The organism is Alsobacter sp. (assembly GCF_059501845.1).
In genome coordinates this window covers 518,071-532,721 of the sequence record NZ_JCACDK010000001.1, presented here as the reverse complement: position 1 = coordinate 532,721, position 14,651 = coordinate 518,071, and the positions used below count along the sequence as shown (strand labels likewise).

Here is a 14,651-nt window from a genome sequence, read left to right as displayed (position 1 = left end):
CATGCCGCGGCTGCATTTCGAGGACTTCCACGAGGGCGACACGTCGTCCTACGGTTCCCATTCCGTCACGCGCGAGGAGATCGTCTCCTTCGCCGCGCTTTATGACCCGCAGCCCATGCATCTCGACGAGGAGGCTGGCAGGGCCTCCATCCTGGGCGGGCTGGCGGCGTCGGGATGGCACAGCTGCGCCATGCTGATGCGCATTCTCTGCGACAGCTGGCTCGACGACGCAGCCGCTATGGGCGCTCCCGGCATCGATGAGGTCAAGTGGCTCCGTCCCGTACGGCCCGGCTCTGTGATGACGGTCAGGCACACCGTGCTGGAAACGCGGGCTTCGCGCTCGAAGCCGGACAGGGGATTCGTCCGCTTCCGCTTCGAACTCGTCGACCAGGATGGCCAGGTCGCGATGGAGCAGACGAACAGCATCATGTTCGGCCGCCGCGACACTGTAGCGGAGGCCGCGTCATGAGCCGCTGGTTCGAGGACCTCGCCATCGGCGAAACGGACGAGCTCGGCTCCCACACCTTCACGGCACCGGAGATCAAGGAGTTCGCCCGGCAGTACGATCCGCAGCCTTTCCACCTCGACGAGGAAGCCGCTCGCAACAGCGCGTTTGGCGCCCTCTGCGCGAGTGGCTGGCACACGGCGGCAATCTGGATGCGCCTGATGGTGCGGCGCCGGCAGGACGAGGAAAGCGCCGCGACCGGACCATCCGCGCGACTTGGCCCGTCGCCGGGCTTCCGCGACATGAAGTGGCTGAAGCCCGTCTACGCCGGCGACACCATCACCTATGCGTCCACGCTGGTCGACAAGCGCCCATCGGGCAGCCGCCCGCAATGGGGCCTCGTCACGCACCGCAACACGGGCGTGAACCAGAAGGGCGAGCTGGTCTTCGAGTTCCAGGCCAAGGCGTTCCTGGAACGGAAGCAGCAGTTTGAACAAAAACGACTGTTTCGCCCGGAGTAATCCAGACCCGGATACGTCATTGCGAGCGAAGCGAAGCAACCCAGGTCTTTCGGCTTGTCCGGTACCGTTTCCTGGGTTGCTTCGCCGCTGCGCTCCTCGCAATGACGCTGAAGGCAGGCGGGGAGCAAGGCGCGGATCGGCGCCTTCACCCCGGTGCTTCACGGCATCAGCTGGCCGCCATTGACCTCGATCACCTGGCCCATGACGTAGCCCGACAGCGCGTCGGAGGCGAGATAGAGGAAGGCGCCCGTGCAGTCGTCGGCATCGCCGACGCGGCCCATCGGAATGGTGGCGCGTGCCGCCTCGACCTGCTGCTCCGTCGAATAGCGGGCGTGGAAGGGCGTGGCGATGAAACCCGGCGACACCGCGTTGACGCGGATCTTGTCGGCCCACAGCTCCTTCGCCATCCCCTTGGTGAAGGTGGACACGAAGCCCTTCGACGCGGCGTAGATCACCGAGCCGCCTCCCCCGCCATGCCGGGCGGCGATGGACGTGACGTTGATGATGTTGCCGCCGCCCTGCGCCTTCATCACGGGGTGGATCTCCCTGGTGAAGGCGAAGACGGACCAGGCGTTGAGGCGCATCACCCGCTCGTAATGGGCGTCGTCGACCTCCTGCAGCGGACGCCGGCCCAGCATGCCGCCGGCATTGTTGATGAGCACGTCGACGCGGCCGAAGGCGTCCAGCGCGGCGGCGATGATGCGCTTCGGCGCGTCGGCCTCCATCACGTCACCCTGGATCGTCACGGCCTGACCGCCGGCCGACCGGATGGACGCGGCGACCTCCTCGGCCGGGCCGGCGCTCTCGTTGTAGTGCACCGCCACGCGTGAACCATTGGCGGCGAAGCCGCGCGCGGCGGCCGCGCCGATGCCGGTCGAGCCGCCGGTGACGAGGACGACCTTGTCCTTCAGGTCCGGGATCATGGGCGTTTCTCCTGTTATTGTCCCGAACACCGGGAATGGAATCGGTCGTCAGTGGCCCTCGAAGGCCATAAGGGTTCGAACCTCGACACCGAGATCGCGGAGCTTCTGCGCACCTCCGAGGTCGGGCAGGTCGACCACGAACACGGCCGCCACCACCTCGGCGCCGATCTGGCGCAGCAGGTTCACGGCAGCGGTCGCGGTACCGCCCGTGGCGATGAGGTCGTCGACGAGGATGACGCGCTCGCCCCTGGCCACCGCGTCCTCGTGCATCTCCATGTGGTCGATGCCGTATTCCAGCGAGTAGGCGATGGAAACGGTGGCATGCGGCAGCTTGCCCTTCTTGCGGATGGGCACGAAGCCCGCCGAGAGCTGGTGCGCCACCGCGCCACCCAGGATGAAGCCGCGCGCCTCGATGCCGGCGACCTTGTCGACCTTGGTCCCCGCATAGGGCTGCACCAACTCGTCGACGGCGCGCCGGAAGGCCCGGGCGTTCCCCAGCAGCGTCGTGATGTCACGAAACAGGATCCCGGGCTTGGGATAGTCGGGGATCGTTCGGATGGCGTCCTTGAGGTCGAGCATGGACGGAGCGGGTCTCCTGTTGTCGGATGCATGATAACGGACCGGCCGGTCCGTACCAGTGTGGAGGCGCGGCATGAGCATGCAGACGGGGCCCGGTGTACCTCAGCCGGTGGTGATCACGGACGTCGACATCTCCTTCGGGCGACTGGTCGTGTTCTTCTTCAAGGCCGGGCTTGCCGCGATACCGGCGGCTATCGCGGTTTCGATCGTGATGGCGGTCGTGATGGCCGCCCTCGGCGCGATCTTCGGCGGGCCGTGGTGGCATCGCGGCATGCCGCTCTGACGCGGATCAGCCGCGCAGCACCCTCCCCGCCACCGCGTCGAGCTTCGCCAGCAAGGCCGGGTCGCGCGCCGAGGGCGCGGTCATGATGGCGTGGTCGAGCGCGCGGTGGGATCCCACCGGGCAGTCCTCCCGCTCGGCCGGAAAATCGGCAGCGAGCCGGGCCACGATGCGCCGGGCCTTCTCGATGTTGGAGTGCATGATGGCGATCACCGATTTCACGTCGACCACGTCGTGCTCCGGGTGCCAGCAGTCGAAATCCGTCACCATCGCGAGCGTGGCGTAGGTGATCTCTGCTTCCCGCGCGAGCTTGGCCTCCGGCATCGCCGTCATGCCGATCACGTCGTAGCCCAGGCCCTTGTAGGTCATCGACTCCGCGTAACTGGAAAACTGAGGTCCTTCCATACAGACATAGGTGCCGCCCTTGCGCATCGGGACGTCCTCGGACTGTGCGGCGGCAGCGAGCCGGTCCACCAGCCTCGGGCCGACGGGATGCGCCATCGACACATGCGCCACGCACCCCTTGCCGAAAAAGGAGCTCTCCCGGCGGTGCGTGCGGTCCACAAACTGGTCGACAAGCACGAAGGTGCCGGGCGGCAGTTCCGGCTTGAACGATCCGCAGGCCGAGAGCGAGACCATGTCGGTGACCCCGGCACGCTTCATCGCGTCGATGTTGGCGCGGTAGTCGATGTCCGACGGAGAGAGCCGGTGCCCGCGCCCGTGCCGGGGCAGGAAGACGATCTCGGTCGCTCCGATCATGCCGCGCCGCAGCACGTCCGACGGCTCGCCCCAGGGGCTGGCCACGGCCTCCTCCCGCACGTCTGTAAGCCCCGGCAGGTCGTAGATACCCGATCCGCCGATGATGCCGAGAATGGCGCGCGTCATGACCGAGGCTCCCTTCGTTGCGGTGACAGGGTAAGGGGCCGGGCCGATCGATCAAGAACGCCGGGGTTGCAGAGTGGCTGTATCGAGGCAAGACGCGTCGACGCCAACTCGCCGCCATCCCGGCCGGAGCCAGCCCCAGCGAGCGGAAGACAAACGAAAAAGGCTCCCAGCGGGAGCCCTTTCGTATCTCGTCAGGCGGAAGCGCCTCAGTGGGCGCCGGCCTCGTCGCCGATGCGCGACCAGATCCGCTTCTTGGTGAAGTAGAGCAGGCCCGCGAAGACGAGCAGGAACAGCAGCGCCTTGAGCCCGAGCGCCTTGCGGGCGTCGAGGTGCGGCTCGGCGGCCCACATCATGAATGCCGCGATGTCGTGCGAGTACTGCGCGACGGTCTCGGGCGCCTGGGGCTGCCCGTCGGGGCCCTTCGGATAGGTCACCTGCCCGTCGCTGAGCGGAGGCGGCATGGAGATAATGTGGCCGGGGAAATACTTGTTGTAGTATTTGCCGTCGGGGACCGTGACCCCCTCCTGCGGCTCCTCGTAGCCCTGCAGCAGGGAGGAGATGTAGTCGACGCCCTGCTCCTGGTACTGCGTCACGATGTCGATCAGGAACCAGGGGAACCCGCGCTCATAGGTGCGTGCTTTGGCGAGAACCGAGAAGTCGGGCGGATAGGCGCCGCCATTGGCGGCCATCGACGCCTGCTTGTTCGGGAACGGCGACGGGAAGCGGTCCGCCGGACGCGCGGGCCGGTCGAACATCTCGCCGCTGTCGTTGGGGCCGTCCTTCACCTGGTACTCGGCCGCAAGCGCCTTCACCTGTGCCTCGGAGAAGCCGGGGCCTCCCTCCTGCTCCAGGTTGCGGAACGCCACCAGGCTCATCGCGTGGCAGCCGGAGCAGACCTCGCGGTAGATCTTGAAGCCGCGCTGCAACTGCTGCGGATCGTATCGCCCGAATGGCCCCGCGAAGCTCCAGGAGCTCCGCATGGGCAGCACACCTTCCGCTGCCGAGGCGGGGGCCACCGCGGCGCCGATAGCCGCGGCAATGAGGCCGGCGGCAAGGCCGCGCTTGAGGATCGTGATCATCGCATGCATCCCCGTATCCGGCCTCAGCCCTTCGTGCTCGGTTCCGACGCCGCACCCGCGGCGACGACGGATGCCGAACCTCCCTTGCTGCCGAGCACCGCTTCAGCGATGGAACCCGGCACGCGCCGCGGCGTCTCGAACAGTCCGAGAACCGGCAGAATCACGAGGAAGTGGATGAAGTAGTAGGCCGTGCAGATGCGCGACGCGATCACATATCCACCCTCCGGCGGCTTGGATCCGAGCCAGCCGAGCAGGACGCAGACGATCGCGAACACCCAGAAGAACTGCCGGAACAGCGGCCGGTAGGCGGCCGACTTGACCCGCGACGTGTCCAGCCAGGGCAGGAACACCAGCACGGCGATCGAGCCGAACATGGCGAGCACGCCCATCAGCTTGTCCGGGATGGCACGCAGGATCGCGTAGAAGGGCAGGAAGTACCATTCCGGCACGATGTGCGCCGGGGTCACCGCCGGGTTCGCCTCGATGTAGTTGTCGGCATGCCCGAGGTAGTTCGGGATGTACATGACGAACCACATGTAGACCATCAGGAACACGCACAGCGCGAGCGCATCCTTCACCGTGAAGTACGGGTGGAAGGGAAGCGTGTCCTTCTCCGTCTTCTTCTCGATGCCGGCCGGGTTGTTGGAGCCCGGAATGTGCAGCGCCCAGATGTGCAGGACGACAACGCCCGCGATCATGAACGGCAGCAGGTAGTGCAGCGAGAAGAAGCGGTTCAGCGTCGGGTTGGCGACCGAGTAGCCGCCCCACAGGAACGACACGATCGTCTCGCCGACCACCGGGAAGGCCGAGAAGAGGTTCGTGATGACCGTGGCGCCCCAGAACGACATCTGCCCCCAGGGGAGCACGTAGCCCATGAAGGCCGTCGCCATCATCAGAAGGAAGATGATGACGCCGAGGATCCAGAGGACCTCGCGGGGGGCCTTGTAGGAGCCGTAGTACATGCCGCGGAAGATGTGCACGTAGACGGCGATGAAGAACATCGACGCCCCGTTGGCATGCAGGTAGCGCAGCAGCCAGCCATAGTTCACGTCGCGCATGATGTGCTCGACGGAGTTGAAGGCGAGGTCGGCCTGCGGCGTGTAGTGCATCACCAGCACCACGCCGGTGATGATCTGCGCCACCAGCATGAAGGCGAGGATGCCGCCGAAGGTCCAGAAGTAGTTCAGGTTCCGCGGGTTCGGGAACACGATGAACGAGGAATGGACCAGACCGACGATCGGCAGGCGGCTCTCGAACCACTTGCCGACGGCGCTCTTGGGAACGTAAGTGGAATGTCCGCTCATGGCATATCCCTGCGCAAGGCGCTCAACCGATCTGGATCTTGGTGTCCGACGCGAAATCGTAGGGCGGCACCGGCAGATTTGTAGGCGCGGGGCCCTGCCGGATGCGGCCGGACGTATCGAAAATGGAACCGTGGCACGGGCACTGCCAGCCCTCGTAGGGGCCCTCGTGGCCAAGCGGCACGCAGCCCAGATGGGTGCAGTTGCCGTAGACGATGAGCCACTGGTCGTGGCCCTCCTTGACGCGGGCCGAGTCGGGCTGCGGGTCCTTCAGCTCCGAGAGCTGCACGTCCTGGGCGTCCTTGATCTCCTTCGCCGTACGGTGACGCACGAAGATCAGCTTGCCACGCCAGAACAGCTTCACGATCTGGCCTTCGGCGACCGGCGCGAGGTCGAATTCCACGGGGGCGCCGGCTGCGACGGTTTGCGCGTCGGGCGCCAGCGAGCTGATGAAGGGCCACAGGGCCGCCGCAGCACCGACTGCACCCACAGCGCCCGTGGCGATGAACAGGAAGTCCCGCCTGGTATGTTCAACCGCAGTTGTGGCCACGTCTGTCATCCCTGAAATGATCGTACACGCCCCGCCGAATGCGCCGGGGAGGATTGTGCAGACGCACCTCCGGAGCGGAGTATTGGGCGGATGGTCGCAAACGAAATCCCGGCCGGTATGCGCGCAAGACACTGAGCCCGCAATGCGACCGGGAGTCGCCGCGCGGCGGCTGTTTCGCATGCGTGCCAGCCCTTGTCCATAGTTCAACAGGCGCAGGCCGTGAGTTTCCCGGGGGTTTACCGAATGAAAGATCAAGACGGGGCAGCGGCGGCAGGCGGGGCAGGCCTGCGGCTCGCGCTGTACCAGCCGGACATTCCTCAGAACACGGGGACCATGCTGCGCATGGCGGCCTGCCTCGGCATTGCCGTCGACATCATCGAACCCGCCGGATTCCCGGTGAGCGACAGGGCCTTCCGCAGGGCCGGCATGGATTATCTGGACCATGTCGCAGTCGACCGGCACGTCTGCTGGACCGACTTCCTTGCCGGCCAGCGCGCGACCGGGCGGCGGATCGTGCTGGCGACGACGCGCTCGGAGCTGTCGCACACGCAGTTCGGCTTCCGCGCCGGCGATGTGCTGCTGGTCGGCCGGGAGTCGGCGGGCGTCCCTGAGGATGTGCACGACGCGGCGGACGCCCGCATCGCCATCCCGCTTCAGCCCGGGCTGCGATCTCTGAACGTCGCGGTGGCGGCGGCGATCATCGTCGGCGAGGCCTTGCGTCAATGCGGCGGCTTTGCTCCCTTGGCGGAGCAAGGAGCATCCCCGTGACGGCACCGCAGACGAAGACGACCCCCCTACCCCCAGCCGGCGAGCTGGAGGACCGCAAGGCCACTGCCACGGCCTGGTTCCGCAACCTGCGCGACCAGATCTGCGTCGCCTTCGAGGGCGCCGAGGATTCCGCCTCGGGCCCGTTCGGCGCGGAGGCGCCGTCAGGCACTCCGGGGCGCTTCGTGCGCAAGGCTTGGACCCGCACCGACCATTCCGGCGCGCCGGGCGGCGGCGGCGAGATGAGCCTCATGCATGGCCGGGTCTTCGAAAAGGTCGGCGTCCACATCTCGACGGTGCACGGCGAGTTCGCTCCCGAGTTCCGCGGCCAGATACCGGGTGCTTCCGAGGATCCACGTTTCTGGGCCTCCGGCATCTCGCTGATCGCCCACCCCTGGAACCCGTTCGTCCCCACCGTGCACATGAACACGCGCTTCGTGGTGACGACGAGGGCGTGGTTCGGCGGCGGAGCTGACCTGACGCCCGTCCTCGACCGGCGCCGGAACCAGGAGCACGAAGACACGCGCCACTTCCACGCCGCCATGCAGGCCGCCTGCGACGCCCATCCCGGCATCGGCGACTATCCCCGCATGAAGGCATGGTGCGAGGAGTACTTCTTCCTCAAGCACCGGGGCGAGCCGCGCGGCATCGGCGGCATCTTCTACGACTGGCTGGACACCGGGGACTGGAAGGCCGACTTCGCCTTCACCCAGGACGTGGGCCGCGCCTTCCAGAAGGCCTACATGCCGGTGCTGGAGCGCAATGTGTCGTCGCCCTGGACCGACGCCGACCGCGAGGAGCAACTGGTCCGCCGGGGCCGCTACGTCGAGTTCAACCTGCTCTACGACCGCGGTACGATATTCGGCCTGAAGACCGGCGGAAACGTCGAAAGCATCCTGTCGAGCATGCCGCCGCGGGTGAAATGGCCTTAACTTTGGCGACTCGCAAGACGGACGGCGACGACGCGGGTCATCCCGTGCGCATCGCAGCGCGAAGCGGTGCGGTGCAGACACGGGATCCAGGACAACGTCGCCATACGGTGTGCCTGGATCCCGGCTCTTCGCTGCGCTCCGGCCGGGATGACAACTAAGATTCGCAGAACGTCACTTCTGCAGCCCCAGCGTCAGTCCGCGCACGAGGTGGCTGCGCATCAGGAGAACGACGACGAAGGCCGGAAACATCGCCGCCGTGCCGAGCGCGGCGACGGGGCCCCAGCTGGATGTCGCGATGTTGGCCATCTTCACCGGAAGGGTCCGGAACGAGACGGTGAGGAACACCGCCATGACGAACTCGGTCCAGGAAAAGACGAGGCAGAGGACCGCGGTCGCGGCGATCCCGCCCCGCACGAGCGGCAGCGCCATGCGCCAGAACACCTGATAGCTGCCTGCACCGTCGAGCCGGGCCGCCTCGTCGATCTCCCGCGGCACGTCGTCGAAGAACGACTTCAGCATCAGCAGCGCGAGCGGCAGGTTCAGCACTGAATGCGCGATGACGAGCCCCGCACGTGTGTCGAAGAGGCCTATGTCACGGAACAGGAACACCATCGGGATGATGAGCGCGATGGGTGGGACGAAGCGAAACAGCACGAAGCCGGCGAGCAGTGCATCGCGCTTCCGCGAGGGATGGCGGGACATCGCGAAGCCGGCCGGCAGGGAAACCGCGAGCGTCAGCACCGTGGAGAAAACGGCCACCAGCACCGTGTCGGCCACGGCCATCCACCCGTTCGACACCTCGGGCGACCCTGGCCCGAAGACGAACACGTAGTTGGCAATCGTGGGAATGAAGTCCAGTGCGACCACGCCTCCACGGTCGAACTGGGCCGACAGCGGCTTGAGCGAGGTGAGCGCCCACCACGCGAGTGGCGCCATGAAGAGCGCCACCACGAGGGCTGCGGCGGCGGTGTGGAGCCCTGACACCAGGCGGGCGCGGATCGGCATGCCGCTCGACTGCGCCTGCCCGCCGCCGCCAAGTCAAGCCGCTGCGCGTCAGGATTGCTCAGCGCCCGTGCAATCGCTGACCTGCCGCCCTATTCTCCCTGCCATGTCCGGTCCCGCATCTTCCGCCCCGCCGTCGAACCTCGACGCCCTCGCACGGGCCGCCGGCTCGGCCGCGGGGAAGGGCCTGCCACCGGTGCACCTGTGGAACCCCGCCTATTGCGGCGAGATCGACATGCGTATCGCGGCCGACGGGACCTGGTTCTACGGCGGCACTCCGATCGGGCGGCCGGCGCTCGTGCGATTGTTCTCCACCATCCTCCGGCGCGATCCGGAGAGGTTCGTCCTCGTGACGCCGGTCGAACGCGTCGGCATCGCTGTGGAGGACGTGCCCTTCGTGGCGGTCGAGATGAAAGTAGAGGGAGACCGCGGCCACCAGTCGCTGTTGTTCCGCACCAATGTCGACGACTGGACCATCGCCAGCCCCGAGCACCCGATGCGGTTCGTCAGGGAACCGAGCGGCGGACTGCGGCCCTATGTCCATGTTCGCGGAGGACTGGAGGCACGGGTCAACCGCCCGGTGTTCTACGATCTCGTTGCGCTGGGCGAAGAACGGGACGTCGACGGCGAGGCGTGGTTCGGCATCGCGTCAGCCGGCGCGTTCTTTCCCATGGCGCCCGCCGGAGAGCTGGACGCCATCGCATGATGGAGACGCCGCCGGGCTCGCCCTTCTCGTCCGAGGCTCTCGAGGCGCGGGCGCGGGCACACCTCAGCCTCGTCGTTCCCGACGCCGCCTTCGATCCCGCCACGATGCCGCAGCGGGGCGACCACCAGCTTGCCCCCGGCGTGCTGGATCATGCGCCGCCCGTCCATCGCCGGGCGGCCGTGCTCGTGCCGGTTGTCGTCCGTCCGGGCGAGGCGAGCGTGCTCCTGACGCGCAGGGCCGCTCATCTGCGCGATCATTCGGGCCAGGTCGCCTTCCCCGGCGGCAAGATGGACGACACGGACGGCTCGCCGCTGGAAACAGCGCTGCGCGAGGCGGAGGAGGAAATCGGCCTGGCGCGGCGGTTCGTCACTCCGCTGGGGTATCTCGACCCCTATCTGTCCGGGACGGGCTTTCGAATCCTCCCTGCCCTCGCCCTGGTGAGGACAGGCTTCGAGCTGTCGCTCAACGCGGCTGAGGTGGATGCGGCCTTCGAGGTGCCCCTGGCATTCCTGATGACACCGGACAACCACCAGCGCCACGAAAGGGAGTGGAAAGGCGGTGTCCGGCAATACTATGCGATGCCGTTCGGGGATCACTATGTGTGGGGCGTAACGGCGGGGATCCTGCGGAACATGTACGAGCGGCTTTACGCCCCATGACACGGGCCCTGTCCGAGGAACTCCTCCTCTTTCTCCTCCCCTTCCTTCTCTTTGCTCTCTGGCTGCTTGCACGCCGCCGGACGCCGCTGGCACGCGTCCACTGGAACGGGCAGGTGCCTTGGCTCGTCATCGCAGGGCTCGTGCTGGCGACGGGCTGGGTGATCTGGACCGGGCTCACCGCAGAGCGCAGCACCGGCGTCTACGTCCCCGCACACATGGAGAGGGGCACGTTCGTGCCCGGCCACTTCGAGTGACGACGAGGCTTCCGCCCGGTCCGCTCCTCGCCGATCCGGCGGTCCGTACTGCGCTGGCCCTGCTCGATCGCGATGGCGAGCAGGCGCGGCTGGTCGGCGGAGCCGTCCGCAACACCCTGCTCGGGGAGGCCCCGGGCGACATCGACGTGGCAACGACCGCGCTTCCCGACGTCGTGCTGGCCCGCGCGGCGCAGGCGGGGATCAAGGCCGTCCCGACGGGGATCGAGCACGGCACGGTGACGCTGGTCATCGATGGACGCCCGGTCGAAGTGACGACGCTCCGCGAGGACGTCGAGACCGACGGGCGGCGGGCCGTGGTCGTGTTCGGGCGCGACTTCGAGCACGATGCCCGCCGGCGCGACTTCACCATCAATGCCCTCTATGCCCGGCTCGACGGCACCGTCGAGGACCACGTCGGAGGGCTTGCCGATCTCGATGCGCGCAGGGTCCGCTTCATCGGCGACCCCGCGCAGCGGATCCGCGAGGACTACCTGCGCATCCTCCGGCTCTTCCGCTTCCACGCCTCCTATGGCCAGGGCCCGATAGACCGGCCTGCCCTGCACGCGGCGATTGCGCTTCGCCATGGGCTCGCCAGGCTGTCAGCGGAGCGGGTGCGCTCGGAACTGCTCAAGCTGCTCTCCGCACGGAATGCCGCGCAGACGCTGCCGGACGTGTCCGAGGCCGGGTTCCTGCTCACCATCCTGGGCGGAGTACCGGATGTCGGCGCCTTCGCCGCTCTTGCGAAGCTCGGCCCCGTCGATCCCGTGCAGGGCCTGCTCGTGCTGGCCGTCCGGATCCGGGAGGACGCGTCGAGGCTTTCCGACCTGCTCCGTCTGTCGCGGGCCGAGACCGACCGGCTGTACCAGGCCGCGATCGTGGCAGAGCACCTTCACGGCCGGCTGGCGGCCTGCGACGCCGCGACGCTGCGACGTCTCGCCTACCGGCACGGGACGCAGGCCGTAAGGGACGCGGTTCTGCTGACGGCAGCACGCGAGGACAGCGTACCGCTGACCGGTCCGCTGGCGGCGGCGGCGTGCGTGCTGGACGAGCCGCTTCCGGCCTCGCCCTTCACCGGAAAGCGGCTGATGGCGGCAGGCATCCCGGCCGGCCCGCGCATCGGAACGCTTGCCGCGGCGGCAGAGGCGCGCTGGATCACGCTGGGCTTCCCCGCGGGAGAGAGCGAAGTCGCGGCCATCCTGGCAGACACCATCGCCAAAGAGCGAAGCTGAGTCGGCCTGTTTCGGTCCAATTGGCCCGACTCCCATTCCGCAATCAGGCGCGATACGATGTCGCGCAGGGGCGCATGGCGGTCCCGTGAGAGAGGCGCGTACAGGATGACCCGCCAGCCCCCCAGACCGGCCGACGTGGCGCGCAGGCTCGCCCGCCGGCGGCCCGATGCAGGGCTGCGCGAGGGTGGCAGGTCGGGCGGCTGGCAGCGGGAAACCTTTACGCTTCCGCGTGAAGAAGCCCGGGAAAAGGCCCGGGAGTGGTTCTCCCGCTTCCCGAAGGCCGCCTACATGACGGAAATCGAGTGGTGGCGCGAGCTCGATGACGGCCGCATCGAATTCATCATGCGCCGCCTTCCCAGCGCCGACTGACGAGCTCCAGCGCCGCGCTTAAGCTCTGCCACGCTTTCGCCCGACCACGTCTCCAGCGTCGAGACCGCACAGGATCGAACTCCGTACCGCGGCGGCGTGTTGTGGATGGATCGGACGCAGCACCGGAACGTGAGGCCGCACGCTTCCTTCCGCTTGGACATGAACGGCATCACGCGCGATGCTGGCACCCCTGCCGCATGCAACGGCGCGGGACCGGTCGCCTCGAAAGGACACACGATGAGCGCAGACACCGCCACCAGCCTCGACACGATGGTCGTGCGCGCCGCCGAGGCCGCCGTCGACCAGGTGGCGAAGGCGCGCGAGGCGATCGGCCAGGTGGTGTTCGGGCAGACGGAGGTCGTGGAGAATGCCATGATCACCGTGCTGTCCGGCGGCCATGGACTCGTCGTCGGCGTGCCGGGCCTCGCCAAGACGAAGCTCGTCGACACGATGGGCTCCGTGCTCGGCCTGGAGGCCCGGCGCATCCAGTTCACACCGGACCTGATGCCCTCGGACATCCTCGGTTCCGAGGTGCTGGAGGAGAACTCCGCCGGACGCAGGTCCTTCCGCTTCGTGAAGGGGCCCGTTTTCGCCCAGCTGCTGATGGCCGACGAGATCAACCGCGCAAGCCCGCGCACCCAGTCGGCACTGCTGCAAGCGATGCAGGAGTACCATGTGACGGTGGCCGGCGAGAGCCATGACCTGCCCAGGCCCTTTCATGTTCTGGCGACGCAGAACCCGATCGAGCAGGAAGGCACCTATCCGCTTCCGGAAGCGCAGCTGGACCGGTTCCTGATGCAGATCGACGTCGGCTATCCCGATGCCGCGACGGAGCGGCGCATCCTGGTGGAAACGACGAGTGACGCCGACAGCCGGCCGAAGCCCGCCATGACGGCCGATGACCTGATGGCCGCGCAGCGGCTCGTGCGCCGTCTCCCGGTCGGGAATGCCGTGGTGGACGCCATCCTCGGCCTGGTCCGAGCCGCGCGCCCCGGCGAGGGTGGCGATGCCGTCGCCCAGCCGCTCGCCTGGGGCCCCGGCCCGCGTGCCGGCCAGGCACTGATGCTGACCGTGCGCGCCCGTGCCCTGTTGCAGGGCCGGCTCTCCCCGTCGCTGGACGATGTTGCGGCTCTCGCCGGGCCGGTGCTGAAGCACCGCATGGCGCTCACCTTCGCGGCGCGTGCCGAAGGCGCCACCATCGATTCCGTCATCTCGGCTCTGGTGGGACGGCTCGGGTGAAGCAGGCGGGCATCAGGGTCAGGGTTCTCGACGCGGCTGACGCCGCAGTCGGTCCGCGCCATGGCCATGATGCGCTCGACCTCGCCCGGCGCATGCCGCGCATCGTCATCGAGGCACGGCGCATCGCCGCGACCGCCGCCCAGGGCATCCACGGCCGCCGGCAGGCCGGCACCGGCGAGGCGTTCTGGCAGTTCCGGAACTTCATTCCCGGCGAGCCGGCCAACCGCGTCGACTGGCGCCGTTCCGCTCGCGACGACCGCTACTATGTCCGCGAGAAGGAGTGGGAGGCAGCCCACACGGTCTGGCTCTGGATCGACCGCTCGCGCAGCATGGCCTACTCGTCCTCGCTCGCCCTCGCACCGAAGATCGACCGGGCAGTGACCATCGGCCTCGCCCTCGCGGACGTCCTGGTGCGCGGCGGCGAGCGTGTTGGCTTCATGGGGCTCACCAATCCCGTGGCGTCGCGCACGATCGTCGATCGGCTGGCGGAAGCGATGCTGGCCGATAAGACCCCGCCCGCCGACCTTCCGAATGCGCCACCCCTTCCGCCGCTGACCGAGGCGGTCATCGTGGGCGACCTTCTCACCCCGGCTACCAGGGTGAGAGAGGCCATCGAGCGCCTGTCGGCCCGCGGCGGACGCGGCCACGTGGTCATGGTGGTCGATCCCGTCGAGGAAACCTTCCCGTTCGAGGGACAGGCGGTCCTGGCCGACGTCGAGGGCCGCGACACGTTGCGTGTGGGGGATGCCGGATCGTTCCGCGAGCTCTATGTCAACCGGATGACAGCGCACCGGGACGCCATCCGCGAAGCATGCGGACGGCGAGGCTGGAGCTTCATCGTGCACCGGACGGACCGGACCGCCTCGGAGGCCCTTCTGGCCCTCGCGAGCCGGATCGCGCAACGCGGGGACGATCCCCGCGCGGGAGGCTGAG

19 protein-coding genes are annotated in these 14,651 nt (G+C 67.9%); 12 read left to right on the top strand and 7 right to left on the bottom strand.

Features of this window, described 5'->3' with window-relative positions; all coding sequences use genetic code 11:
* Position 1 precedes the first annotated feature (1 nt).
* Positions 2-469, top strand: a complete 468-nt coding sequence (locus AC5JCN_RS02405; RefSeq protein ID WP_495753402.1) for a MaoC family dehydratase — start codon at positions 2-4, stop codon at positions 467-469.
* Entirely contained in the window at positions 466-966 is a 501-nt protein-coding gene (locus AC5JCN_RS02400) for a MaoC family dehydratase (RefSeq protein WP_495753401.1), read from the top strand. Before AC5JCN_RS02405 ends, AC5JCN_RS02400 begins: the two co-directional genes overlap by 4 nt.
* Positions 967-1,124: 158 nt before the next feature.
* Here the strand turns inward: AC5JCN_RS02400 and AC5JCN_RS02395 are convergent, their stop codons facing one another.
* Positions 1,125-1,889: an SDR family NAD(P)-dependent oxidoreductase gene (locus tag AC5JCN_RS02395; protein WP_495753400.1), complete on the bottom strand. Its 765-nt coding sequence runs from the start codon at positions 1,887-1,889 to the stop codon at positions 1,125-1,127.
* A gap of 48 nt (positions 1,890-1,937) precedes the next feature.
* Positions 1,938-2,468, bottom strand: a complete 531-nt coding sequence (locus AC5JCN_RS02390) for an adenine phosphoribosyltransferase (protein WP_495753399.1) — start codon at positions 2,466-2,468, stop codon at positions 1,938-1,940.
* A gap of 73 nt (positions 2,469-2,541) precedes the next feature.
* Between AC5JCN_RS02390 and AC5JCN_RS02385 the strand changes: the two genes are divergently transcribed.
* Positions 2,542-2,751, top strand: coding sequence for a hypothetical protein (locus AC5JCN_RS02385; RefSeq protein WP_495753398.1), 210 nt, complete (start codon positions 2,542-2,544; stop codon positions 2,749-2,751).
* A 6-nt stretch (positions 2,752-2,757) separates the two neighbouring features.
* On the opposite strand, the gene AC5JCN_RS02380 is transcribed toward AC5JCN_RS02385, so the two are convergent.
* From AC5JCN_RS02380 to petA, 4 genes are all read right to left on the bottom strand, one after another.
* The gene (locus AC5JCN_RS02380; protein WP_495753397.1) at positions 2,758-3,633 is read right to left on the bottom strand and encodes an S-methyl-5'-thioadenosine phosphorylase; all 876 of its coding nucleotides are present in this window, start codon (positions 3,631-3,633) and stop codon (positions 2,758-2,760) included.
* Between the two features lie 206 nt (positions 3,634-3,839).
* Positions 3,840-4,721 (bottom strand): cytochrome c1, encoded by an 882-nt coding sequence (locus AC5JCN_RS02375; protein ID WP_495753396.1) that lies wholly within the window; start codon positions 4,719-4,721, stop codon positions 3,840-3,842.
* A 14-nt stretch (positions 4,722-4,735) separates the two neighbouring features.
* Positions 4,736-6,016: a cytochrome b gene (locus AC5JCN_RS02370; RefSeq protein WP_495753395.1), complete on the bottom strand. Its 1,281-nt coding sequence runs from the start codon at positions 6,014-6,016 to the stop codon at positions 4,736-4,738.
* A 22-nt stretch (positions 6,017-6,038) separates the two neighbouring features.
* Complete coding sequence (petA, locus tag AC5JCN_RS02365; protein WP_495753394.1) at positions 6,039-6,572, bottom strand: ubiquinol-cytochrome c reductase iron-sulfur subunit; 534 nt, start codon at positions 6,570-6,572, stop codon at positions 6,039-6,041.
* A gap of 234 nt (positions 6,573-6,806) precedes the next feature.
* On the opposite strand from petA, the gene AC5JCN_RS02360 reads away from it, so the two are divergent.
* Both AC5JCN_RS02360 and hemF read left to right on the top strand, forming a co-directional pair.
* On the top strand, positions 6,807-7,331 hold the full coding sequence (locus tag AC5JCN_RS02360; protein WP_495753393.1) for a tRNA (cytidine(34)-2'-O)-methyltransferase: 525 nt from the start codon (positions 6,807-6,809) through the stop codon (positions 7,329-7,331).
* Positions 7,328-8,260 (top strand): oxygen-dependent coproporphyrinogen oxidase, encoded by a 933-nt coding sequence (hemF, locus tag AC5JCN_RS02355; protein WP_495753392.1) that lies wholly within the window; start codon positions 7,328-7,330, stop codon positions 8,258-8,260. Before AC5JCN_RS02360 ends, hemF begins: the two co-directional genes overlap by 4 nt.
* A gap of 171 nt (positions 8,261-8,431) precedes the next feature.
* On the opposite strand, the gene AC5JCN_RS02350 is transcribed toward hemF, so the two are convergent.
* Positions 8,432-9,265 carry a carbohydrate ABC transporter permease gene (locus tag AC5JCN_RS02350; RefSeq protein ID WP_495753391.1) on the bottom strand — a complete coding sequence of 278 codons (834 nt, stop codon included), beginning with the start codon at positions 9,263-9,265 and terminating at the stop codon, positions 8,432-8,434.
* A gap of 103 nt (positions 9,266-9,368) precedes the next feature.
* Here AC5JCN_RS02350 and AC5JCN_RS02345 point away from each other — a divergent pair, with 103 nt between their 5' ends.
* From AC5JCN_RS02345 to AC5JCN_RS02315, 7 genes are all read left to right on the top strand, one after another.
* Positions 9,369-9,968: a DUF1285 domain-containing protein gene (locus AC5JCN_RS02345; RefSeq protein ID WP_495753734.1), complete on the top strand. Its 600-nt coding sequence runs from the start codon at positions 9,369-9,371 to the stop codon at positions 9,966-9,968.
* On the top strand, positions 9,965-10,627 hold the full coding sequence (locus AC5JCN_RS02340) for a CoA pyrophosphatase (protein WP_495753390.1): 663 nt from the start codon (positions 9,965-9,967) through the stop codon (positions 10,625-10,627). The genes AC5JCN_RS02345 and AC5JCN_RS02340 overlap by 4 nt, the downstream gene beginning before the upstream one ends.
* Positions 10,624-10,881 (top strand): DUF6111 family protein, encoded by a 258-nt coding sequence (locus AC5JCN_RS02335; RefSeq protein ID WP_495753389.1) that lies wholly within the window; start codon positions 10,624-10,626, stop codon positions 10,879-10,881. The genes AC5JCN_RS02340 and AC5JCN_RS02335 overlap by 4 nt, the downstream gene beginning before the upstream one ends.
* Complete coding sequence (locus AC5JCN_RS02330) at positions 10,878-12,110, top strand: CCA tRNA nucleotidyltransferase (RefSeq protein WP_495753388.1); 1,233 nt, start codon at positions 10,878-10,880, stop codon at positions 12,108-12,110. The genes AC5JCN_RS02335 and AC5JCN_RS02330 overlap by 4 nt, the downstream gene beginning before the upstream one ends.
* A 105-nt stretch (positions 12,111-12,215) precedes the next feature.
* Positions 12,216-12,479, top strand: a complete 264-nt coding sequence (locus AC5JCN_RS02325; protein WP_495753387.1) for a hypothetical protein — start codon at positions 12,216-12,218, stop codon at positions 12,477-12,479.
* Between the two features lie 237 nt (positions 12,480-12,716).
* The gene (locus tag AC5JCN_RS02320) at positions 12,717-13,718 is read left to right on the top strand and encodes an AAA family ATPase (RefSeq protein WP_495753386.1); all 1,002 of its coding nucleotides are present in this window, start codon (positions 12,717-12,719) and stop codon (positions 13,716-13,718) included.
* Positions 13,715-14,650 carry a DUF58 domain-containing protein gene (locus tag AC5JCN_RS02315; RefSeq protein ID WP_495753385.1) on the top strand — a complete coding sequence of 312 codons (936 nt, stop codon included), beginning with the start codon at positions 13,715-13,717 and terminating at the stop codon, positions 14,648-14,650. Before AC5JCN_RS02320 ends, AC5JCN_RS02315 begins: the two co-directional genes overlap by 4 nt.
* Position 14,651: the final 1 nt, after the last annotated feature.